Source organism: Streptomyces sp. NPDC058646 (assembly GCF_042716875.1).
GTDB lineage: Bacteria > Actinomycetota > Actinomycetes > Streptomycetales > Streptomycetaceae > Streptomyces.
This window is the reverse complement of sequence record NZ_JBHXRK010000005.1, coordinates 71,686-93,525: the sequence shown is the minus strand read 5'-3', so window position 1 is coordinate 93,525 and position 21,840 is coordinate 71,686. Positions and strand designations below refer to the sequence as shown.

The 21,840-nt window shown below is 73.0% G+C and carries 17 protein-coding genes; 16 read left to right on the top strand and 1 reads right to left on the bottom strand.

Annotated features, from left to right (window positions below):
- Positions 1 to 39: 39 nt before the first annotated feature.
- Positions 40 to 1,101, top strand: coding sequence for a glycine betaine/L-proline ABC transporter ATP-binding protein (locus ACFWUZ_RS08390; protein WP_384369677.1), 1,062 nt, complete (start codon positions 40 to 42; stop codon positions 1,099 to 1,101).
- Complete coding sequence (locus ACFWUZ_RS08385; RefSeq protein ID WP_384369132.1) at positions 1,101 to 2,894, top strand: ABC transporter permease/substrate binding protein; 1,794 nt, start codon at positions 1,101 to 1,103, stop codon at positions 2,892 to 2,894. Before ACFWUZ_RS08390 ends, ACFWUZ_RS08385 begins: the two co-directional genes overlap by 1 nt.
- Positions 2,895 to 2,978: 84 nt before the next feature.
- On the opposite strand, the gene ACFWUZ_RS08380 is transcribed toward ACFWUZ_RS08385, so the two are convergent.
- Positions 2,979 to 5,174: an MMPL family transporter gene (locus ACFWUZ_RS08380; protein WP_384369129.1), complete on the bottom strand. Its 2,196-nt coding sequence runs from the start codon at positions 5,172 to 5,174 to the stop codon at positions 2,979 to 2,981.
- Between the two features lie 276 nt (positions 5,175 to 5,450).
- On the opposite strand from ACFWUZ_RS08380, the gene ACFWUZ_RS08375 reads away from it, so the two are divergent.
- The 14 genes from ACFWUZ_RS08375 to ACFWUZ_RS08310 all read left to right on the top strand — a co-directional run bounded on the left by ACFWUZ_RS08375 (position 5,451) and on the right by ACFWUZ_RS08310 (position 21,700).
- The gene (locus ACFWUZ_RS08375) at positions 5,451 to 6,626 is read left to right on the top strand and encodes a sensor histidine kinase (protein WP_384369126.1); all 1,176 of its coding nucleotides are present in this window, start codon (positions 5,451 to 5,453) and stop codon (positions 6,624 to 6,626) included.
- Positions 6,623 to 7,291, top strand: a complete 669-nt coding sequence (locus tag ACFWUZ_RS08370; RefSeq protein WP_384369123.1) for a response regulator — start codon at positions 6,623 to 6,625, stop codon at positions 7,289 to 7,291. Before ACFWUZ_RS08375 ends, ACFWUZ_RS08370 begins: the two co-directional genes overlap by 4 nt.
- Positions 7,292 to 7,434: 143 nt before the next feature.
- Entirely contained in the window at positions 7,435 to 7,659 is a 225-nt protein-coding gene (locus ACFWUZ_RS08365; protein ID WP_384369120.1) for a hypothetical protein, read from the top strand.
- A gap of 617 nt (positions 7,660 to 8,276) precedes the next feature.
- Positions 8,277 to 11,501: a TIM-barrel domain-containing protein gene (locus ACFWUZ_RS08360; protein ID WP_384369117.1), complete on the top strand. Its 3,225-nt coding sequence runs from the start codon at positions 8,277 to 8,279 to the stop codon at positions 11,499 to 11,501.
- A 219-nt stretch (positions 11,502 to 11,720) separates the two neighbouring features.
- Complete coding sequence (locus tag ACFWUZ_RS08355) at positions 11,721 to 12,638, top strand: LysR family transcriptional regulator (RefSeq protein ID WP_384369114.1); 918 nt, start codon at positions 11,721 to 11,723, stop codon at positions 12,636 to 12,638.
- 251 nt (positions 12,639 to 12,889) lie between these two features.
- Complete coding sequence (locus ACFWUZ_RS08350) at positions 12,890 to 14,668, top strand: enoyl-CoA hydratase-related protein (RefSeq protein ID WP_384369111.1); 1,779 nt, start codon at positions 12,890 to 12,892, stop codon at positions 14,666 to 14,668.
- Positions 14,669 to 14,738: 70 nt separating this feature from the next.
- Positions 14,739 to 15,794 carry a hydrogenase expression protein HypE gene (locus ACFWUZ_RS08345; protein ID WP_384369108.1) on the top strand — a complete coding sequence of 352 codons (1,056 nt, stop codon included), beginning with the start codon at positions 14,739 to 14,741 and terminating at the stop codon, positions 15,792 to 15,794.
- A gap of 95 nt (positions 15,795 to 15,889) precedes the next feature.
- Positions 15,890 to 17,674 (top strand): nickel-dependent hydrogenase large subunit, encoded by a 1,785-nt coding sequence (locus tag ACFWUZ_RS08340; protein ID WP_384369105.1) that lies wholly within the window; start codon positions 15,890 to 15,892, stop codon positions 17,672 to 17,674.
- On the top strand, positions 17,671 to 18,195 hold the full coding sequence (locus ACFWUZ_RS08335; RefSeq protein ID WP_384369102.1) for a hypothetical protein: 525 nt from the start codon (positions 17,671 to 17,673) through the stop codon (positions 18,193 to 18,195). The genes ACFWUZ_RS08340 and ACFWUZ_RS08335 overlap by 4 nt, the downstream gene beginning before the upstream one ends.
- A complete protein-coding gene (locus ACFWUZ_RS08330) occupies positions 18,192 to 18,860 on the top strand; it encodes a DUF5947 family protein (protein WP_384369099.1) in 669 nt (222 codons plus the stop codon). The genes ACFWUZ_RS08335 and ACFWUZ_RS08330 overlap by 4 nt, the downstream gene beginning before the upstream one ends.
- Positions 18,857 to 19,624, top strand: coding sequence for a DUF6084 family protein (locus ACFWUZ_RS08325; protein WP_384369096.1), 768 nt, complete (start codon positions 18,857 to 18,859; stop codon positions 19,622 to 19,624). Before ACFWUZ_RS08330 ends, ACFWUZ_RS08325 begins: the two co-directional genes overlap by 4 nt.
- Positions 19,621 to 21,063, top strand: coding sequence for a hypothetical protein (locus ACFWUZ_RS08320; RefSeq protein WP_384369093.1), 1,443 nt, complete (start codon positions 19,621 to 19,623; stop codon positions 21,061 to 21,063). The genes ACFWUZ_RS08325 and ACFWUZ_RS08320 overlap by 4 nt, the downstream gene beginning before the upstream one ends.
- Positions 21,060 to 21,596, top strand: coding sequence for a hydrogenase maturation protease (locus ACFWUZ_RS08315; protein WP_384369090.1), 537 nt, complete (start codon positions 21,060 to 21,062; stop codon positions 21,594 to 21,596). Before ACFWUZ_RS08320 ends, ACFWUZ_RS08315 begins: the two co-directional genes overlap by 4 nt.
- Positions 21,593 to 21,700, top strand: coding sequence for a DUF6893 family small protein (locus tag ACFWUZ_RS08310; protein ID WP_384369087.1), 108 nt, complete (start codon positions 21,593 to 21,595; stop codon positions 21,698 to 21,700). Before ACFWUZ_RS08315 ends, ACFWUZ_RS08310 begins: the two co-directional genes overlap by 4 nt.
- The last annotated feature ends 140 nt before the right edge of the window (positions 21,701 to 21,840 follow it).

Here is a 21,840-nt window from a genome sequence, read left to right as displayed (position 1 = left end):
CCGCCGCGTGCCGTCATCGGTACGACCCGCGAGGTGTATGTGTCCACGCTCCAGGCCGAGCACGTGTACAAGGTGTTCGGAAGACGACCCGGCGACGCCGCCACGGCGGTGCGCGCGCTCGCGAGCGGCGCCGACCGCGACGAGCTGCGGGCCGGCGGGACGACGGCCGCGGTCATCGACGCCTCCTTCAGCGTCGAGCCCGGCCAGATCTTCGTCGTCATGGGTCTGTCGGGATCCGGGAAGTCCACGCTGCTGCGCATGCTCAACGGACTGCTGGAGCCCACCGCGGGACGCATCCTCTTCGACGGCCAGGACCTCACCGCGCTCAGCGCGCGCGAGCTGCGCCGCGTACGGTCCACGAAGATCAGCATGGTCTTCCAGCACTTCGCCCTCTTCCCGCACCGCAACGTGCTGGAGAACGCCGCCTACGGGCTGGCGGTCCAGGGCGTCCCCCGGGAGGAGCGCGAGCGGCGCGCCGCCGAGGCGCTGGCCCTGTGCGGGCTCGAAGGCTGGGAGAAGTCCTGGCCCGACGAACTGTCGGGCGGCATGCAGCAGCGCGTCGGCCTGGCCCGCGCCCTGGCCACCGACGCGGAGCTGCTGCTGATGGACGAGTCCTTCAGCGCACTCGACCCGCTGATCCGCCGTGACATGCAGGACCAGCTGCTCGAACTCCAGCGCCGCCTGAAGAAGACGATCGTCTTCATCACCCACGACCTCAACGAGGCCATGCGCCTCGGAGACGGCATCGCGGTGATGCGCGACGGCCGCATCGTCCAGCAGGGCACCGCCGAGGACATCCTCATCCGCCCGGCCGACGACTACGTCGCCTCCTTCATCCAGGACGTGGACCGCTCGCGCGTGCTCACGGCCGACGCCGTCATGGACGAGGCCCCGACCGGCGCGGACGCCTGCGGCTGTCCCACCGTCAGGGCCGACACCCCGCTCGCGGAGTTGTGCTCGGTCAGCGCCCGCGTCCCGCACCCGGTCGCCGTCACCGGCGCGGACGGCTCCGTCGTCGGCTCGGTGCCCCAGGACCGCCTCATCGCCTTCATCGGCGACGAGCAACGGCCGCCGATGGCCTGCGCGGAGGTGGCCGCCTGATGCCCCGCCTGAACCTCGGCTCCTGGGTCGACAGCGGTGTCGACTTCCTCCAGCGCCACCTGTCGTGGCTCTTCGACGCCATCAGCGCGCTCGTCACCGGCCTCTACGACGGCATCGACGCCGTCCTCTCCGCCCCCGCCCCGCTGCTCTTCGCGGGCATCCTCGCCGTCGCGGCCTGGTGGCTGCGCGGCCTGCTGGCGGGCCTGCTCGCCTTCGCCGGATTCGCGCTGGTCGACTCCGTGGGCCTGTGGGACGAGGCCATGTCCACCCTGTCCCTGGTCCTGGTCGCCACCCTGGTCACCCTGGTGTTCGCGATCCCGCTGGGCATCTGGGCCTCGCGCTCCGACCGGGTCAGCGCGGTCCTGCGGCCGGTCCTGGACTTCATGCAGACCATGCCGGCCATGGTCTACCTGATCCCCGGCATCATCTTCTTCGGGGTGGGCGTGGTGCCCGGCATCATCGCCACCATCATCTTCTCCCTGCCGCCGGGCGTACGGATGACCGAGCTCGGCATCCGCCAGGTCGACGGGGAACTGGTCGAAGCCGCCGAGGCCTTCGGCACCGCCCCGCGCGACACCCTCGTACGCGTCCAGCTCCCGCTGGCCCTGCCCACGATCATGGCGGGCGTCAACCAGGTCATCATGCTGGGCCTGTCCATGGTCGTCATCGCCGGCATGGTCGGGGGCGGCGGACTCGGCGGTGCCGTCTACAAGGCCATCGGCAACGTCGACATCGGCCTCGGCTTCGAGGCGGGCGTCTCCATCGTGATCCTCGCCATGTACCTGGACCGGATGACCGGAGCGCTCGGCCGTCACGTGTCCCCGCTCGGCCGGCGCACGCTGGCCAAGGCGCGGGCCGCCGCGACCGGCGCGGCCAAGCTGTGGAACCACCGCCCCCAGCCCGCCTACGCGATCGCCGGGGCCGTGGTCCTCGCCCTCGTCGCCGGAGGCCTGAACACCTTCGGCGGCTCCGCCCGCGAGGACGGCCCCGCCGGCGCCGCGGACATCGGCAAGGGCCGCACCCTGACCATCGGCTACATCCCGTGGGACGAGGGCATCGCCTCCACCTTCCTGTGGAAGGAACTCCTCGAACGCCGCGGTTACAAGGTCGACGCACGCCAGCTCGAAGCCGGCGCGCTCTACACCGGCCTGGCCGGCGGACAGCTCGACTTCCAGACCGACGCCTGGCTGCCCGTCACCCACGCCCAGTACTGGGAGAAGTACGGCAACAAGCTGGAGGACCTCGGCTCCTGGTACGGCCCCACCTCGCTGGAGCTGTCCGTGCCCTCGTACGTGAAGGACGTGCGCTCGCTCGCCGACCTCAAGGGCAAGTCGGGCCGGTTCAAGGGCCGGATCATCGGCATCGAGCCGAGCGCCGGAGCCATGGCCATCCTGAAGGACAAGGTCCTCAAGGAGTACGGGCTCGACGCCGAGTACCAGGTCGTCGACGGCTCCACCCCCGGCATGCTCGCCGAACTCAAGCGGGCGTACGACAAGAAGGAGCCCGTGGTCGCCGTGCTGTGGTCGCCGCACTGGGCGTACTCCTCGTACGAGCTGACCAAGCTGGAGGACCCGAAGGGGGTCTGGGGGGCCGGCGACGGGATCCACACCCTGGCCCGCAAGGGCTTCGCCGAGGACGAACCGAAGGTCGCCGAATGGCTGCGCTCCTTCAAGCTCACCGAGGAGCAGCTGACGGGCCTTGAGGCCGAGATCCAGGAGACCGGCAAGGGCAAGGAGCAGCAGGCCGTCCGCGCCTGGCTGGCCGAGCACCCCGAGATCGACCGGCCGGCCTGATCCCGGAGCGCGCGCCGCGCGGGTCCCCGTACGCAGCCGTACGGGGACCCGCGCGCCGCTGACCGCGCCCGCAGCGGAGGCGGTTCAGCGGACCAGGACGCCCTCCCGCAGCTCCGCCGGGTCCTTTCGCGGCCCCTCGGACCGGGGCCGGGCGGGCCACCAGAGCGCCCGGCCCAGAAGCATCGCGCAGGCGGGCACCAGGACGATCGACAGGACGAACGCGGAGAGCAGGATCCCCAGTGCCGTCGCGAAACCGATCTGCTGGGTGGCCGGCGCCGGGTTCACGGCGAGGCTGCCGAAGGAGGCGGCCAGCACCAGTCCGGCGGTCGCGACGGCCGGGGCGGTGTGCCGCACCGCCCGGGCCACGGCCGCCCGGGCCGGACCGGGCCGCTCCATCTCCTCCCGGATCCGGTCGCTCACCAGGATGTTGTAGTCGGTGCCCAGCGCGACCACGAACAGGAACAGGATCAGCGGCAGCGTGAAGGCCACCCCCGGCCCGTCCAGCGCGTGCTGGAAGACCAGCGCCGAGGCACCCAGCGTCGCGGCGAACCCCAGCCCCACCGCGAGCAGCAGGACCAGCGGCGCGAGCAGGCTCCGCAGCAGCAGGACCAGGATCAGCCCGATCAGGACCGCGGCCACCGGGAACACCACCTTCAGGTCCTTGTCGACCGCCGCCGCGATGTCGGCGAAGACCGCGGAGGTCCCGCCCACATGGGCCTCGGTGCCCGCGGGCCGGTGTGCGGCCACGGCGTCCCGGACCGGACCGGAGGCGAGGTCGCGGGCCTCCCGGCTGTGCGGGCCGGCGTTCGGGAACACGTCGATGCGCGCCGCGAGCCCGTCCCCGCTGAGCACGGCGGGGGCGACCCGGCCCACGCCGTCCACCCTCCCCAGCGCTCCGGCCAGGGTGCCGAGGCCGCCGGCGGCCAGCGTGTTCGCGTCGGGCGCGGTGACGAAGACGGTGACCGGGTCCGAGACGCCGGCGGGCAGGGCCCGGGAGATCTCGGACGCGGTGACCGCGGCGGGCGTACGCGCGCCGCCGTCGTCCGACCCGTAGTCCATCCGGATCCCGGCCACTCCCGCGGTCAGGGCGCCGAGCAGCGCCACGCACACGAGTACCGCCGCCAGGGGGCGCCGGGCCAGCAGGTCGCCGAGCCGTGCCGAACCGCCCCCGCGGGGCTCCCGCGCCAGCGAGCGCGAGGGCCAGAACATCTTGCGCCCCGTGACGGCGAGCAGTGCGGGCATCAGGGTGAGGCTGCCCAGCAGCATCACCAGCACCGAGACGGCGACGGCCGGACCGAGCACCCGGAACTGTCCGAAGGAGGCGACGGCGAGGGTGGCGAACGCGGCGACGATGGTCAGCGCCGCCGAGGTCACCGCCGTCCCCACCCGTCCGGCGACCTCGGCCGCGGCGGCGCGGCCGGACTGGTCCGGCCGCCGTCGCAGCTGCTCGCGGAAGCGGAACAGCAGGAAGAGGAAGTAGTCGATGCCGATGCCGACCAGGACGACGTTGATCAGCTGCGGCGTCGCGGGGTCGAGGCCGATCCCCGTCAACGCGGCGGCCCCGACCACCGTTCCCGTGGCGGCCCCGCCGACGATCGAGACGACGAGCAGCGGCAGCAGTGCGGCGAGGAGGCTGCGGAACACCAGGACGTGCAGCAGCACGATCGTCCCCAGCATCACGATGCCGATGACCGTGGAGCGGGTCTTCTCGGCGTCCGCGGCGTCCACGCCGTCGGCGAGCCCGCCGGTGAAGCCGGTGCGCAGCCCCGCCTGCGCGAACTCGGCGCGGGTGTGCTCGCGGAAGGCCCGGTAGGTGTCGTGGACCCGGGGGTCCTGGGAGTTGCCCGTCAGCTCCACGGACAGCAGCCGGAAGCTGCGGTCGGGGGCCGTCATGGCCGGGCTGACCCGGGGCACCTGGGAATGGTCCGGGGAGAAGAACAGGTCGTCCTCGGACGGGGGCATGACGACCCGGTGGCGGGCCAGCTCGGCGGCCTCATCGTCGATGCGCCGTTCGTCGGCGTCCTGCAACGGCGCGCCGTCCGTACGGGCCACCAGTACGGTCAGCGGGCCGACGCCGGGCTTCGCCCCGAACTTCTCCTCGGCGACCTTCAGCGCGGCGGCCGAGTCGTAGGAGGTGGGCAGGAAGTCCCCGGCGCTGCTCTGTGTGACGCGGAAGACCAGAGCCTGGCCCAGGAAGGTCAGTGCGACGCCGAGCACGGCCCAGAAGGCGATCACCTTCCATGGACTCCTCGTCGAGAATCCGGTCAGGGCGCGGATCACGTGGGTTCCTCCGGTGGGTGCGGGATACGGCCGGCGGATCCCGGCCTGTTCCCAGACCATCAGGCGGGCGGGGCGGGCGCGTCCGGGGGGAGGAGGAGCCGCAGCCCGGGACCCCGGGTCCGGCCGCGGGGCCGGACCAGGACTCCGGTCCCGGTCCGGCCCCCTGCTCCAGGCCGGTGGCAGGGGGAGGGGCCGGTGCCAGAATGGGCCTCGGGGCCGGTCGTGCGTCCGCCGGCACGGGCCGGGAGGGCGGCCGGCGGGGGAGGACCGGCAGTGATGGACAAGGGAGCCGACAGGCTGACCTGGACGCGCCACGACGCGCTCATGGCCATCGCGGCCGCGGCCGTCGACCTGGTGGGATTTTCGCAGGGATCCGTGTCCGGGACGGTGCCCTTCGCCCTCACGGGCGCCTTCGCGGTCGTCCTGGCCGCACTGTCCCTGGTCGCCCGGCGCAGCCACCCGGTGATCGTGCTCGTCGTGGTGCTGGCCCTGGGGGTGGTGTCCAACCTGGCGATCCCGGTGCCCGCACCGCACTTCCCGGTCAGCCTGGCCGTCGCCCTGTACGCGGTCGTCCGGTTCCGCCCCTCCGCGGTGGCCGCCGGTGCCTGCATCGCGGCGGTGCCGCTGCCCTTGGTGGGCCAGGGCGGGATGCTGCTGCCGCCCGGCTGGGGCCTGGTCGCCGATGCGGTGGTGGTCCTGCTGGTCTCCGGTTCGGCCGTGGTCATGAACCGCCGGCAGCGGGAGGCCGAGGGGCAGCAACTGCTGCGGGCGGAGCGCGCGGTGGCCGAGGAGCGGCGCCGGATCGCCCGCGAACTGCACGACATCGTCGCGCACCACATCACCACCATGCAGCTGATGGCGGGCGGTGCGCGGGCCAACCTGGCGCACGACCCGGAGGTGGCCCGCGAGGCCCTGGTGACCCTGGAGGACTCCGGGCGGATGGCCCTGCGCGAGATGCGCCAGCTCCTCGACGTCCTGCGCGCGGGCGAGGAGGACGAATCCGCGCCCGCGGCGCCCCAGCCCGGCGCGGGAGACCTGGACCGGATCGTCACCGAGTCGCGGCTCGCCGGTACGGAGACCGAGTTCACGGTCGACGGCCCGGTCAGGCCGCTGCCGCCGAGCACGGGCCTGACCGTATTCCGGATCGTGCAGGAGGCGTTGACCAACACCCGCAAGCACGCCGGGCAGGCCCGCGCCCGGGTGCACCTGACCTACGGCCCCGGTGAAGTCGCCGTGGAGGTGCGCGACGACGGCGGGGGAGCAGGGGCACCGGCGCCCCGGCAGGCCTCGCCCCGCTCCGGGTACGGTCTGATCGGAATGCACGAACGCGTCGCCCTGCAGGGCGGCACCCTGGAGGCCGCCGCGATCGACGGCGGTGGCTTCAGGGTGGCGGCCCGCCTCCCGGTCCCGGGAGGCGCCGGGGGCGGCCAGGGAGGGGAACGACACCGATGATCCGTGTGCTCATCGCCGACGACCAGCCGCTGGTGCGGCGCGGCCTGGCCCTGATCCTGGGCCCCGACCCGGAGTTCGAGGTCGTGGGCGAGGCCGAGGACGGCGCGCGCGCCGTCGCCCTCGCCCGGCAGGTGCGGCCCGACGTGGTCGTCATGGACATCCGGATGCCGGTCCTCGACGGGGTCAAGGCCACCGAGGAACTGGCACGGACCCTCCCGGAGACCCGGGTGCTGGCCCTCAGCACCTTCGACATGGACGAGTACGTGGTCGCCGCCCTGCGCGCCGGCGCGTACGGCTTCCTGCCCAAGGACATATCCCCGGAGGAGCTGATCGCCGCCGTACGCACCGTCCACACCGGGGAGGCCGCCGTCGCGCCGCGGCTGCTGACCCGGCTCATCTCCACCTACGTACGCACCCCCGTGCGGTCCCGTCCCGCGGCCACGGCGGCCCCCGCGGACCTCACCCCGCGCGAACGGGAGATCTGGCAGCTGATCGCCGTCGGTCTGGACAACGCGGAGATCGCCCGCGAACTGGACATCAGCGTCTCCACGGTCAAGAACCACATCACCGGCATCTTCGGCAAGCTCGGTGTCCGCGACCGCGCCCAGGCCGTCATCGCCGCGTACGAATCGGGCCTGGTGGAGGCCGGCAGCGGGAGCGGTTGATCACCAAGTGCCCCCAAGAAGACCGGAATCCTCCTGGCGACCACACCTCTGACCAGCCAAAACACTGGATGATTCGCCCGTGCGGACGAGGGCCCGTCCATGGCACAGTGCGATCAGCCCAACCGCACGACCAGGGAGCCTCCATGCGTGATCCGCACTCCACGTCCATCGCGGCCGTACCCGAGTGCCCGCCGGAGCCCGGCCCGCTCCCCGGCTGTCCGGCGTGCGGCCGGCCGCCGGAGCGCATCTCGTGGCGCCAACGGCCCGGGGAGCCGGTGGTACTGGCCTTCGACCCCTGCGGCCACCGCGCCTCCTCACCCGCCGCCCCGGTACTGGCGCTCCTGCCGCCCCGAGGTCCCGCAGCCTGACGGCAGCCCCGGGCTGCTCCGGAGGTGCCCGCTCCGAGATCCCCGGCCCTGCTCCTGCGGAGTCCGTCCGCCCCGGGCGATGGGGCGACCTATCGCAGGAGGATCGCCAGCAGCCCCAGGAGCGCCGGGACGGCCCACGTGATGATGCTGACACGATCGACACGGCCAGGCTCACGTGGTGGATCGCCTCCCTGACGTTCTCGCGCAGGGTCTCCGTGGCGCGCTTGAGGCCCTCGGACACCGTGCCCTTGCTCCGGCCGGCCCGCTCGGCGATCTGACGACGGTCGCGCCCTCCAGCCACCTGAGCACGTACTCGCGCTGCTGCTCGGGCAGCTCGGCTACGAGTTCGCCTTCTCGTCCAGCACCTGTCCGGCGTACGGGATCACTCCTGGCGGGCCGGCCGGGACCTCAGCCGGGCGCAGGGGGAGCAGAGCGTGCCCGGTCTGCCCTGCTGCTCGGTGTTCGGACCGCTTGCCCGGTGGGGCTGGGATGCTCGAAGATGCTTGATTGCGGGCGAGTTCAAGCATCTTCCTTCAAGTGGCACCCGTGGAGCGCTATCTTGCCAGGTGCATGCCAAAGCGGTGTGTCCGCGATCCGGACCGCACGAGGAGCTGCCCATGAGACTGCCACGCTTCCGCAGGAGCCACGGTGACCGAGCCGGCCGGGGCGGCCGGGGCCGGGGGAACCACCCGGCCCGCCGAGCCCGTTCCTTACCGCGCCGGCGTTCCCCGGCCGCCGCCGCCCTGCTCGCCGCCGTGCTCACCGTCGCGGGCCTGGCCGCCGCCGGTCCGGCCGCCCCGTCCGCCGCCGCGGCACCCTCCGCCGCCGCGGCCACGGCGGGCGACGTCACCGGCTTCACGCGGTCCGGGAACACCTACACCGTCACGACCTCCAGCGGCGCCAAGGCCCGGCTGGTCATCGCCCGCGAGGACATCTTCCGGCTGTGGCTCTCGCCCGACGGCGCGTTCACCGACGACCCGGCCGGGACCGACCTCGCCCCCACCACCGACTTCGGACCCGTGGAGACCGCCTCCACCGACGCCGGGGCGTACTACCGGATCACCACGGACGCCCTCTCCATCCGGGTCGACAAGTCCCCCCTGCGGTTCGCCGTCTACCGCGCCGACGACACCACCCCCGTCTGGCAGGAGACCCGGCCCACCGCCTTCGGCTCCGGCCGCACCACCCAGTACCTGGCACGCGGTGCGGAGGAGCAGTTCTACGGCACCGGGCTGAGGCTCGGCGAATGGGCGCTGCGCGGCAAGACCGTCCCGGTCGCCGTCGACAACCGGTGGCGCGAGAACGACAACGCCAGCCCCGCACCCTTCTACATGTCCACCAACGGCTACGGCGTCATGCGCAACACCTGGGCCCCGGGCTCGTACGCCTTCGACGCCCCCAGCACCCTCACCCACCAGGAGAACCGCTTCGACGCCTGGTACTTCACCGGGGACTCGCTCAAGTCCGTCCTCGACGCGTACACCGACGTCAGCGGCAAGCCGTTCATGGCGCCGATGTGGGGCTTCGAGCTGGGCAACGCGGACTGCTTCAACGCCTCCAACCCCGCATACCAGGGCGATCACGACCGGCTCCGCCACCAGACCACCCCCGACGTGGTCGGCTACGCCGCCGACGCCCGCGCCGCCGACATGCCCTCCGGCTGGTTCCTGCCCAACGACGGGTACGGCTGCGGTTACACGGCGCCCCTGAAACCGACGGTGGACGCACTGAAGGCCAAGGGCTTCCAGACCGGGCTGTGGACCTCCACCGGGCTCGACGGCATCGCCGACGAGGTGGGCACGGCGGGCACCCGGGGCGTGAAGACCGACGTGGCGTGGATCGGCAGCGGCTACAAGTACGCCTTCGACGGTGTCCAGCAGGCCGTCGACGGCATCGAGCGGAACTCGGACGCCCGGCGCTTCGTCTGGACCGTCGACGGCTGGGCCGGCACCCAGCGCAACGCCGTCGTCTGGACCGGCGACACCCACGGCACGTGGGACGACATGCGCTGGCACGTCCCCGCCCTCGCCGGAGCCGGCCTGTCCGGCCTCAACTACGCGGCCGGAGACGTCGACGGCATCTTCGGCGGCAGCCCCAAGACCTACACCCGCGACCTCCAGTGGAAGGCCTTCACCCCCGCCTTCATGACCATGTCCGGCTGGGGCGCCACCGGCCCGTCCGCCGGCTACCAGGACAAGCAGCCCTGGCGCTTCGCGGAACCGTACCTCTCCATCAACCGCAAGTACCTCCAGCTCAAGATGCGCCTGATGCCGTACCTGTACACGATGAGCCGCGTCGCCCACGAGAGCGGCGTCCCGAGCACCCGCGCGATGGTCCTGGAGTACCCCGACGACCCGGTGGCGCGGGGGAACCTGACCAGCGGCCAGTTCATGGCCGGTGACTCCTTCCTCGTCGCTCCCGTCGTCTCCGACACCTCCGTCCGGGACGGGATCTACCTGCCCGCCGGGACCTGGACGGACTACTGGACGGGCCGGACGTACGCCGGGCCGGGCTGGCTGAACGGCTACCGGGCCCCGCTCGACACCCTGCCCCTCTTCGTCAAGGGCGGCGCCGTCGTACCGATGTGGCCCCAGATGAACCACACCGGGGAGAAACCCGTCTCCACCCTCACCTACGACATCCACCCCCGCGGATCCTCCTCCTTCAGCCTCTACGAGGACGACGGCCTGACCCGCGCCCACCAGTCCGGGGCCTACGCCCGCCAGCGCGTGGACGTCACCGCCCCGGCGGCCGGCTCCGGCACGGTCACCGTCGCGGTCTCCGCCCCCACCGGCACCTACGCGGGCAAACCGGCCTCCCGCGGGTACGAGTTCACCCTGCACGTGGCCTCCGCGCCGACCGCCCTCACCGTGGACGGAGCCGCGCTGCCCCGCCTGACATCGAAGTCCGCCTACGAAGCGGCGGCGACCGGCTGGTACTTCGACTCCGCCGACCGCGCCGGGGTCCTGTGGGTCAAGACCGGCACCACGTCGGGCGCGGTCAGCCTGACGGCCACCGGCATCACCCTCCCCTCGCCCGAGGCGCTGCCGTCCTCCGCCCCGATCGACCGGTCCGCCTGGTCGCTGGTGTCCGCCGACAGCGAGGAGACCGCCGGCGAGGCCGGTGCCGCCCGCAACGCCTTCGACGGGAACCCGGCCACCCACTGGCACACCGCATGGTCCTCGGGCACCCCGGCCGCGCTCCCGCACGAGATCCAGATCGACCTCGGCAGCCGCCACACCGTGGACGGTCTCGGCCACCTGCCCCGGCAGGACGGCGGTGTCAACGGCCGGATCGGGTCCTACGAGGTCTACGTCTCCGACACCACCGCCGACTGGGGGACCCCGGTGGCCAGAGGTTCCTTCGCCGACACGGCCGCCGCCCAGACCACCGCCCTGGCCGCCAAGGCCGGACGCTACCTCCGGCTCAAGGCCCTGACCGAAGCCGGCGGCCGCGGACCCTGGACCAGCGCCGCCGAGATCACCCTCACCGGCCGCCCGGCCCCGCCGCCGTCCGGCGCCACCCTCGTCAACGCCGCCTCCGCGTCCTGCCTCGACCTTCCGCACGGCGCCACCGCCCCGGGCACCGAACCCACCCTCTACACCTGCCACGGCGGTCCCCACCAGAGGTGGACCCTGCACGGCGACGGCCGCCTCACCGGTCTGGCGGGAGTCTGCCTCGACGGCGCGAAGTCCTCCCGCGTCACGATCCGGGCCTGCGACGGCAGCTCCGGCCAGACCTGGCACACAGGAGCCCAGAGCACGCTGCGCACCGGAGGACAGTGCCTCGCACCTGCGGGTTCCGCCACCGCCGATGGCACCCGGCTCACCCGCGCCGCCTGACGGCTCCGCCGCCCAGCGCTGGACCTTCACCCCCTGACCCTCCGCGGAGCGGTGGGTCGGCACCCGTCCCGCCCTCGCCCGGGTCCGGACCACGGGCGAGGGCGGGACGGGTTGCCGCCCGGGCCCTGCACTGATCCTGATCGAGGGCAACACCCAAGTCAATCCTCGTATTTACTCCGCAATCCCAAGGAATCACTTGGGTCTCGTACGCTGATGCCCATGACCCTCGACGATCTGCGCGTGTTCGTGGCCGTCTGCCGCGCCGGCAGTCTCAGCGCCGTCGCCCGAGACCTCGGCTGCACCCAGTCCGCCGTCAGCCAGCACGTCCGCCGGCTGGAGAAGCAGACCGGCACGAGCCTCCTGGAACGCCACGCCCGCGGCGTGGTCCCCACCGAGGCGGGCCGCATCCTGCAGGCGGCCGCCGCCGACGGCATCGCCGGACTCGACGGGGCCCTGCGCCGCCTCGACGACCTCGTACGGGGAGGCGGCGGCTCGGTACGCGTCACCACCGGCGCGACGACGGTGCGGCACTTCATGTCCGAGGCCGTCGTCACCTTCCGGCGCAGCCACCCCGCCGTGAGCCTGGAGTTCCAGACCGAGAACTCCAGCCGGGGCTGCTTCGACGCCCTCACCGCCGACGACCTCGACCTCGCCTGGATCACGATCGGCGCCCCCGTCCGCGGGATCGAACAGCGGCCCGTCATGGAACTGCCCTGGGTGCTCGCCGTGTGCGCCGACGACCCCCTCGCCGCCCGCCCCCGCGTCGAGCCCGCCGACCTCGCCGGGATCCGCCACATCCGGCTGCCCGAGAACTCCACCTCCCGCGCCCACCTCGACACCGCCTTCGCGGAGTCCGGGCTGCGCGTCCGGTCCGACACCAGCGTGGCCGACTGGGACACCGCCCTCCTCCTCGCCGAACTGGGCCTGGGACACGCCGTCGTGCCCGCGCTGCCCGGCTGGCGGGTCCCCGGCAGCGGAGGCCCGCTGCGGTTCGTCCCGATCCCCGCCCTGCCGCCGCTGCCCGTCGGCTGGGCGGTCCGCCGCTGGGCCGCGCTGTCCCCGCCGGCCCGCGTCTTCGCCGACGAGGTCGCCCGTACCTGCACCGCGCGCGCCGCCGCGCAGGCACCGCGCCCCTGAACCGGCCCGCCCCGCACGCCCCACCCGGGTGACCGGCACCCCCGGCCCGCCCCGGGCGTCCTGCGGCCGACTGGCCGCGGGCGGGCCCGCTTTCGAGTGACACCTCAGCTCGGCGCCGGGCGTGCCCCGGCGGTGTGTCCGAGCATCTCAGGCGGCCGGTCAAGTTCTGGTCACGGTCATTGGCTGCATCGATCGGCCGTTCAGCCGGGGCGCGTCGGCGTCACGGTCCCGGGCCGCCGCTGGGAGATCACGTGCACGTCCTGCTCGTCGCGAGTGCCTTCAACAGCCTCACGCAGCGTGTCCACGCCGAGCTGCGCGACCTCGGTCACAGCGTGGCCGTCGAACTGGCCCTGCCGCAGGTCCCGCTGACCGACGCCGTCCGACGCCACCAGCCCGACCTGATCATCGCCCCGATGCTGAAGACGGCCGTCCCCGAAGAGGTCTGGGGCGCCCACACCTGCCTGATCGTCCACCCCGGGCCGGTCGGCGACCGCGGCCCGTCCTCCCTCGACTGGGCCCTCCACGACCAGGTCACCCGATGGGGCGTCACCGTCCTGCAGGCCGACGCGGAGATGGACGCCGGGGACGTCTGGGCCTGCGTCGAATGCCCCGTACCCCCGGTGGCCAAGAGCGACCTCTACCGCGGTGAGATCGCCGACGCGGCGCTGGAAGCCGTCCTCCTCGCCGTCCACCGCTTCGCCTCCGGCACCTACACCCCCCGGCCCCAGCACACCGGGCGCGCGCGCCCCGCCATGCGCCAGGAGCACCGCCGGATCGACTGGCGTACGGACCCCGCCGAGCGGGTCCTGCGGGTCCTGCGCGCCGCCGACTCCCAGCCGGGCGTACGCGACGAACTCCTCGGCGGCGAGTGGTTCCTGCACGGCGGCCACCCCGCCCTCCCCGAGGAACACCTGCGCGGCCGCCCGGGCGAACTGCTCGCCACCCGGGCCGGCGCGATCTGCCGGGCCACCGTCGACGGCGCCGTCTGGATCCCTGAACTGAGGGCCCGCCGCGCACCGGGCGGGCCCGCCACCGTCAAACTCCCCGCCACCGTGGCCCTCGCCGGACGGCTGCCGGCGCTGCCGGAGACGCCGGCCCCGGCGGACACCGGCCCGGACGGGCCGGGCTGGTCCGACATCCGCTACCACGAGCAGGGGCAGGTGGGCTTCCTCTCCTTCTCCTTCCCCGGCGGCGCGATGAGCACCGACCGCTGCCGGCGCCTGCTGGACGCCTACCGGACCGCCTGCACCCGTCCCACCTCGGTCCTCGTCCTCGGCGGCGGCCGCGACTTCTTCTCCAACGGCATCCACCTGGGCGTCATCGAGGCCTCGGCCGACCCGGCCGCCGAGTCCTGGGCCAACATCGACGCCATGGACGACCTCGTCGAAGCCGTCCTCACCACCACGGACCGCCTCGTCGTCAGCGCCCTCGGCGGCAACGCCGCCGCCGGCGGGGCCGTGCTCGCCCTCGCCGCCGACGAGGTCTGGTGCCGCGCGGGCGTGGTCCTGAACCCGCACTACCGGCTGATGGGGCTGCACGGCTCGGAGTACTGGACGTACACCCTGCCGCGCCGCGCCGGCACCGGCGTCGCGGAGCGCCTCACCACCGAGGCCCTGCCGATCAGTGCCGCCGCCGCACACCGCCTCGGCCTGGTCGACCGTACGCTCAGCTGCTCCCCCCAGGACTTCGCCGGGCAGACGGCGCGGCTCGCCACGCACCTGGCCGCCCTTCCCGCAACCGCCTCCCGGATCGCCGCGAAGAAGGCCCGGCGCGAGCGCGACGAGGCGGAGAAGCCCCTGGCCGCCTACCGGGACGCCGAGCTGGCCGAGATGCGGCGGACCTTCCAGGACCCCGACGCCCCCTACCACGCCCTGCGGCGCGCCTTCGTCCGCAAGGAGCCCGCCGCGGCCACACCGCCGCACCTGGCGCGCGCCGTACCCGGCCGGCACACCGCGCCACTGCCCTCACGGCAGCGCACCGTCACTGGACTGGCCCTGTCAGACGGGGCACCCGGGGCGGCCGGCTGTTAGCAAGAAGGGTGAGGTCCGCACGGGCCGCCCGCCCCCCCCACCCTGAAACACCTCCCCGAGGAGGCATCCCATGGCCACAGCAACCAAGGACCCCGTCGAAGATCCCACGATCCACATCCTCTGGATCAACGCCGGCCTGAGCTGCGACGGCGATTCCGTTTCCCTGACGGCGGCCATGCAGCCGAGCATCGAAGAGATCGTGATGGGAGTGCTCCCCGGCCTCCCCAAGATCGCCGTGCACTGGCCGCTGATCGATTTCGAATGCGGCCCCATCGGCGGCGCGGACACCTTCATCGAGTGGTTCTTCAAGGGTGAGCGGGGCGAGATCGACCCCTTCGTCCTGGTCGTCGAGGGCTCGATCCCGAACGAGAGCATCAAGCCCGAGGGCTACTGGTGCGGCTTCGGCGACAACCCGGAGACCGGCCAGCCCATCACCACCAGCGAGTGGATCGACCGGCTGGCGCCCAAGGCCCTCGCCGTCGTCGCCATCGGCACCTGCGCCACGTACGGCGGCATCCACGCCATGGAAGGCAACCCGACGGGCGCCATGGGCGTGCCCGACTACCTCGGCTGGGACTGGACCTCCAAGGCCGGCATCCCGATCGTGTGCGTGCCCGGCTGCCCGATCCAGCCGGACAACTTCTCGGAGACCCTGACCTATCTGCTCTACCAGGCGGCCGGCTCCGCCCCGATGATCCCGCTGGACGACAAGCTGCGCCCCACCTGGCTGTTCGGCGCCACCGTCCACGAGGGATGCGACCGGGCCGGCTACTACGAGCAGGGCCAGTTCGCCGACACCTACGACTCCCCGCGCTGCCTGGTCAAACTCGGCTGCTGGGGCCCCGTCGTCAAGTGCAACGTCCCCAAACGCGGCTGGATGAACGGCATCGGGGGCTGCCCGAACGTCGGCGGCATCTGCATCGCCTGCACGATGCCCGGCTTCCCCGACAAGTTCATGCCGTTCATGGACGAACCCCCCGGCGCCAAGGTCTCCAGCAGGGCCAGCGGCGCGTACGGCGTCCTGGTCCGCAAGCTCCGCTCCGTCACGGCTCACACCGTGGACCAGGAACCCAAGTGGCGCCACACCGGCGGGCAGCTGACCACGGGCTACCGACCGCCCTGGTGAACGCCGCCGCCCGCTCCGCTCCGCAGCTCGGCGCACCGCACCGCCCGCAAAGCACCCAACCCCCCGCTCAGAAGAGAAGGGCCACGGCAGAAACGATGACACCGAAGACGAAGGCGGCCGGAGACGGCAGCGGCCTGGTGGAGATGGCCTGGGATCCGATCACCCGGATCGTGGGCAGTCTCGGCATCCACACGAAGATCGACTTCAAGCAGAAGCGGGTCGCGGAGTGCTACAGCACCTCGTCGGTCTTCCGCGGCTACAGCGTCTTCATGCGTGGCAAGGACCCCCGCGACGCGCACTTCATCACCAGCCGGATCTGCGGCATCTGCGGCGACAACCACGCCACCTGCTCCGTGTACGCGCAGAACATGGCCTACGGGGTGAAGCCCCCGCACCTCGCCGAGTGGATCATCAACCTCGGCGAGTCCGCGGAGTACATGTTCGACCACAACATCTTCCAGGAGAACCTGGTCGGGGTCGACTACTGCGAGAAGATGGTCCGCGAGACCAACCCCGGGGTCCTGGACCTGGCCGAGCGCACCCCGGCCCCGCACGCCGGCGACCACGGCTTCAAGACCATCGCCGACATCATGCGCTCCCTCAACCCCCTCGAGGGCGAGTTCTACCGCGAGGCCCTCCAGGTCAGCCGGTACACCCGCGAGATGTTCTGCCTGATGGAGGGCCGCCACGTGCACCCCTCCACGCTCTACCCGGGCGGCGTCGGCACCATCGCCTCCGTCCAGCTCTTCACGGACTACATGAGCCGCCTCATGCGGTACTGCGAGTTCATGAAGCGGGTCGTCCCCCTGCACGACGACCTGTTCGACTTCTTCTACGAGGCCCTGCCCGGCTACGAGGAGGTCGGCCGCCGGCGGGTGCTCCTCGGCTGCTGGGGCGCGCTCAACGACCCCGAGCACTGCGACTTCACCTACGCCAACATGACCGACTGGGGACGGAAGATGTTCGTCACCCCGGGCGTCGTCGTCGACGGCAAGCTGGTGACCAACGACCTCACCGAGATCAACCTCGGCATCCGCATCCTGCTGGGCAGCTCGTACTACGACGACTGGCAGGGCCAGGAGCAGTTCGTCCGGCAGGACCCGCTGGGCAACCCCGTCGACCCCCGCCACCCGTGGAACCAGCACACCATCCCGGCTCCGCAGAAACGGAACTTCGACGACAAGTACAGCTGGGTGATGTCCCCCCGCTGGTTCGACGGCAAGGACCACCTCGCACTCGACACCGGCGGCGGCCCGATCGCCCGCCTGTGGTCCACGGCCCTGTCCGGGCTGGTCCACACCGACTACGTCCAGGCCACCGGGCACAGCGTCGTCATCACCCTGCCCCGCACGATGACCAAGCCCGAGACCCGCTTCGAGTGGAAGATCCCGAAGTGGAGCAACGCCCTGGAGCGCAACCGCGCCCGCACCTACTTCCAGGCGTACGCGGCCGCCATCGCGCTGCACTGCGCCGAGAAGGGGCTCGCCGAGGTCCGCGCCGGACGCACCCAGACCTGGGAGAAGTTCGAGGTGCCGGACGAAGGGCTCGGCGTCGGCTTCACCGAGGCCGTGCGCGGCGTCCTCTCGCACCACATGGTGATCCGCGACGGCAAGATCGCCAACTACCACCCCTACCCGCCGACCCCCTGGAACGCCAGCACCCGCGACACCTTCGGCACGCCGGGGCCGTACGAGGACGCCGTGCAGAACACCCCGATCTTCGAGGAGAACACCCCGGAGAACTTCAAGGGCATCGACATCATGCGCGCCGTCCGCAGCTTCGACCCCTGTCTGCCCTGCGGCGTCCACATGTACGTCGGCCCCGGCAAGACGGTCAAGCAGATGCACGTCCCCACCGGTCTGAGCGGACTCGGCGGATGAGCGCCGCCGCCGACGCGCAGCGGGCGGGACGCCGGGTCGAGGAGGTCCTCGAGCGGCTCGCCGCCGGAGGCGACCGCCAGGCCTGCGAAGCCGCCGAGGAACTGGTGCGCGTCCTGATGGAGTTCTACGGGGCCGGGCTCGCCCGGATCCTCGAACGGCTCGGCGAGGGTTCCGTGCGGCCGCTGCTCGACGACGAGCTCGTGGCGAGCCTGCTGTCCCTCCACGACCTGCACCCCGAGGACGTCCGCACCCGGATCGGCCGCGCCCTGGAAGCGGCCGGCGACCCGCTCGAACTGATCGGCTTCGACGAGGAGACCGGCGTCCTGCGGGTGCGCTCCGGGGCCGCCGCGAGCGGCTGCGGCTGCTCCGCCACGGCCGGCCCGGACCAGCAGTCCGTCGAGGACGCGCTCGCCTGCTTCGCCCCCGAGGTCACCCGGGTCGAACTGGCGCCCGCCGAGGCCCCACAGCCGGCCCTGCTCCAGATCTCCACCCGCCCCCACAGCCCGGCGCAGGTGCGGTGAACGGGCACCCGGCCCCGGCCCGCAAGGGCACCGCGCGCGGGCTGCGCCGCTTCACGGGCCCGCGCGCCGCCCGCCCGGAGACCTGCGAACTGTGCGGGGTGGTGGTCCCCGAGGACGGCCACCGGCACCTGGTGGAACCGGAGAAGCGCGCCCTGGTGTGCGCCTGCACCGCCTGCGCCCTCCTCTTCGACCGGCCCGGCACCGCCACCGGACGCTACCGTGCGGTCCCGGACCGCTACCTCACCGATCCCGGGCACCCGCTCGACGACGGGGCCTGGGAACTGCTCCAGATCCCGGTCGGCGTCGCGTTCTTCTTCCGCAACGCCGCACTCGACCGGCTGGTCGCCCTCTACCCGAGCCCCGCCGGGGCCACCGAGAGCGAACTCGCCCCGGAGACCTGGCAGGCCGTCCTCGGCGCCGGCCGGCTCGCCGCCCTGCTCGAACCCGACGTGGAGGCGCTCCTGCTGCGCCGCGCGGAGGGGAAGACCGACTGCTACCTCGTGCCGATCGACGTCTGCTACGAGCTGGTGGGGCGGATGCGGCTGCTGTGGCAGGGCTTCGACGGCGGGGCGGAGGCCCGGGAGGCGCTGCGCACCTTCTTCGCGCAGGTGGAACGCCGGGCCAAGGTCCCGGCCGGAACCGGGGCGGAGGCACGGCTGCCATGACCGACACGACCGCAGCGACCGGCACCACGGCGCAGCAGGCGGGCACGACGGAGCCGGAGGGGGCGGCGAACCTCACCTTCACCTGCACCGGCGTGCGCGCCGACCCCTACGCCGCCGGGCCCACCCTCGTCTTCCGGCTGCGCGTCACCGCCGGCCCCCGCACGCGGGTGCACGCCCTCGCCCTGCGCTGCCAGATCCGGATCGAACCGGCCAAGCGCGGGTACGGCCCCACCGAGGCCGAGGGCCTCGCCGACCTCTTCGGCGAACGCTCCCGCTGGGGCACCACCCTGCAGCCGGTGCAGTTCGCCCAGGTCGCACTCATGGTGCCCAGCTTCACCGAGGAGACCGAGACCGACCTGGTCGTCCCGTGCAGCTACGACATGGACATCGCGGCCTCACGGTACTTCAGCGCCCTGGACACGGGCGAGGTGCCGCTGCTGATGCTGTTCTCCGGGACGGCCTTCACCGGAGCCCGCGGATTCCGCGTCGAGCCCGTGCCCTGGGACCGCGAGGCCGCGTACCGGATGCCGGTGGCGGTCTGGCGCGAGATGGTCGAGCAGCACTTCCCTGGCTGCGGCTGGCTCCGGCTGCCGCGCGACACCATGACCGAACTGCTCGCCTTCCGCTCCCGGCACGCCCTCGCCTCGTGGGAGGCGACCGTACGGGCCCTGCTGGACGCGGCGGATTCCGGGAAGCCCCCGCCACCTTCCGGACTGCGCCTCGGCGGAGCCGTCCCGAACGTCACCGGGAGGACGGCGCCATGACCACGACGACCGCACCCGCGGCCCGCTTCGCCACCGCCCGCCAGGTGGCCGACGCCGTCCTCTTCGAGGGCTACGTGCTCTACCCGTACCGGGCCTCGGCGGCCAAGAACCGGCTGCGCTGGCAGTTCGGCGTCCTCGTACCGCCCGCCTGGGGGCCCGCGCACCACGAGCACTCCCTCCAGCAGACCGAGCTGCTGATGGAGCCCAAGGGTGACGCGGTGCTGGCGGTGGAGCTGCGCTTCCTGCACGCCCGCCGCCGCACGGTCCAGCAGGCCCGGGGCGACGGCACCTTCACGGACGTCGCCGAACTGCACCTGGCCGACCGCGTACTCGTCCCCTGGGACGAGGGCGCCGAGGAACGGGTCGAACTGGACGTCCCCGTGGCCCGGCTGACCGGGGACGGCGTCACCCTGCCCTTCCGGCTGCCGGCGGGCGAGGAGACCGAACCCGTCCTGGACGGCGAGGGCCGCGAAGTGGGCCGGCTGCTGCGGCGCACCGAGGAGGCCGAGGGCGCCGTACGGCTGCGCGCCACCGAACTGGGCGGCGCTTACCGGGTGTTCAAGCTCACCGCGGTGGTGGAGAACACCAGTCCGTGGACCCCCGCCGACCGGGACGCCGACCGGGACGCCGCCCTGCCCCGGTCGCTGGTCTCCGCCCACCTGATGCTCGGCCTCAGCGCGGGAACCTTCCTGTCGGTGACCGACCCGCCCGAATGGGCCAAGGGGGCGGTCGCGGACTGCGTCAACCTGCGCACCTGGCCGGTCCTCGCCGGTGAGGGAGGCCGCGCCGATGTGGTGCTGTCCTCTCCGATCATCCTGGAGGACCACCCGGCCATCGCCCCCGAGAGCGCCGGCGCGATGTACGACGCCACCGAGATCGACGAGATCCTCGCCCTGCGCACGTCGGCCCTGACCGACCAGGAGAAGCGCGAGGCGCGCGGAACGGACGCCCGGGCCGCTGCCGTCATCGACCTGGCCGACTCCATGCCGCCCGAAGTGCTGGAGCGGCTGCACGGAGCGGTGCGGGCCCTTCGGGAGATCACCGGCCCGGACGGACCCCCGGAGTTCCGCGAGATCCCCGGGACCGAGAACCTGGACGAACTCCCGGACGAAGAAGCGGTGTTCAGACCGGACACCCCCTGGTGGGACCCGGCCCGGGACGACACCGCCGACCCGCTCCGCGACCGGATCACGATCGACGGCGCCTCGGTGGGGGTGGGCAGCCGCGTACTGCTCCGCCCCGGCCTGCGGCGCACCGACGCCCAGGACCTCTTCCTCCAGGGCAGTACGGCCCTGGTCGAGGCCGTGCTGCACGATGTCGACGGGGGAGTGCACCTCGCCGTCACGGTGGAGGGCGACCCGGGCGCCGACATCCGCCGGGAACAGGGCCGCTTCCTCTACTTCCAGCCCGACGAGGTCACCCCCCTGGAGGACGCGTGAGCGGCAGGACACTGGTCGCGGGCATCGGCAACGTCTTCCTCGGCGACGACGGCTTCGGCGTCGAGACCGTGCGGGCCCTGTCCTCGCACCGACTGCCCGACGGAGTCGAGGTGGTGGACTTCGGGGTACGCGGGGTCCACCTCGCCTACCAACTCCTCGACGGCTACGACACCCTCGTCCTGGTGGACGCCGCAGCCCGCGGCGGCGCCCCCGGCACGCTCTACCTGATCGACGCCGACGCCCCGGGCCCCGCCGGGTCCGAAAGCGCCGTCCTCGACGGCCACCACATGTCACCCGACGCCGTCCTCGCCCTGCTGGACACCCTGTGCGCCGGAACCGGCTCCACCCCGCCCCGCCGCACTCTGGTCCTCGGGTGCGAACCCGCCTGCGTCGAGGAGGGCATCGGGCTCAGCGCACCGGTGGCCGCCGCGGTGCCGGAGGCCGTGCGCGCGGTCCTGGAACTGCTCCGGGACGGGGCCGACAGCAGCCCCGAGGACGACCGGCCCCGCCGTGAACTGAGGAGAACCCCATGATGAAGAAGGCCCTCATCGGCGGCGCGACCGCCGCCGCCCTCGCCGCCGTACTGAAGCAGATCCTCCCGGACCTCCGGCGCTACTTCCGCATGCGTCGCATGTGACGCACGGGTGGCACGAGACGCCGGCCCCGCTGCCCGCCCGCGTGACGCCCCGGCGCCCGAATGGCGTACGGCGCGTGCGGCGGGTCGGCGTGCCGGGCGCGCCGCCCACTTGCTGCCGGTCTAATGAGCCCCGGCAGGAC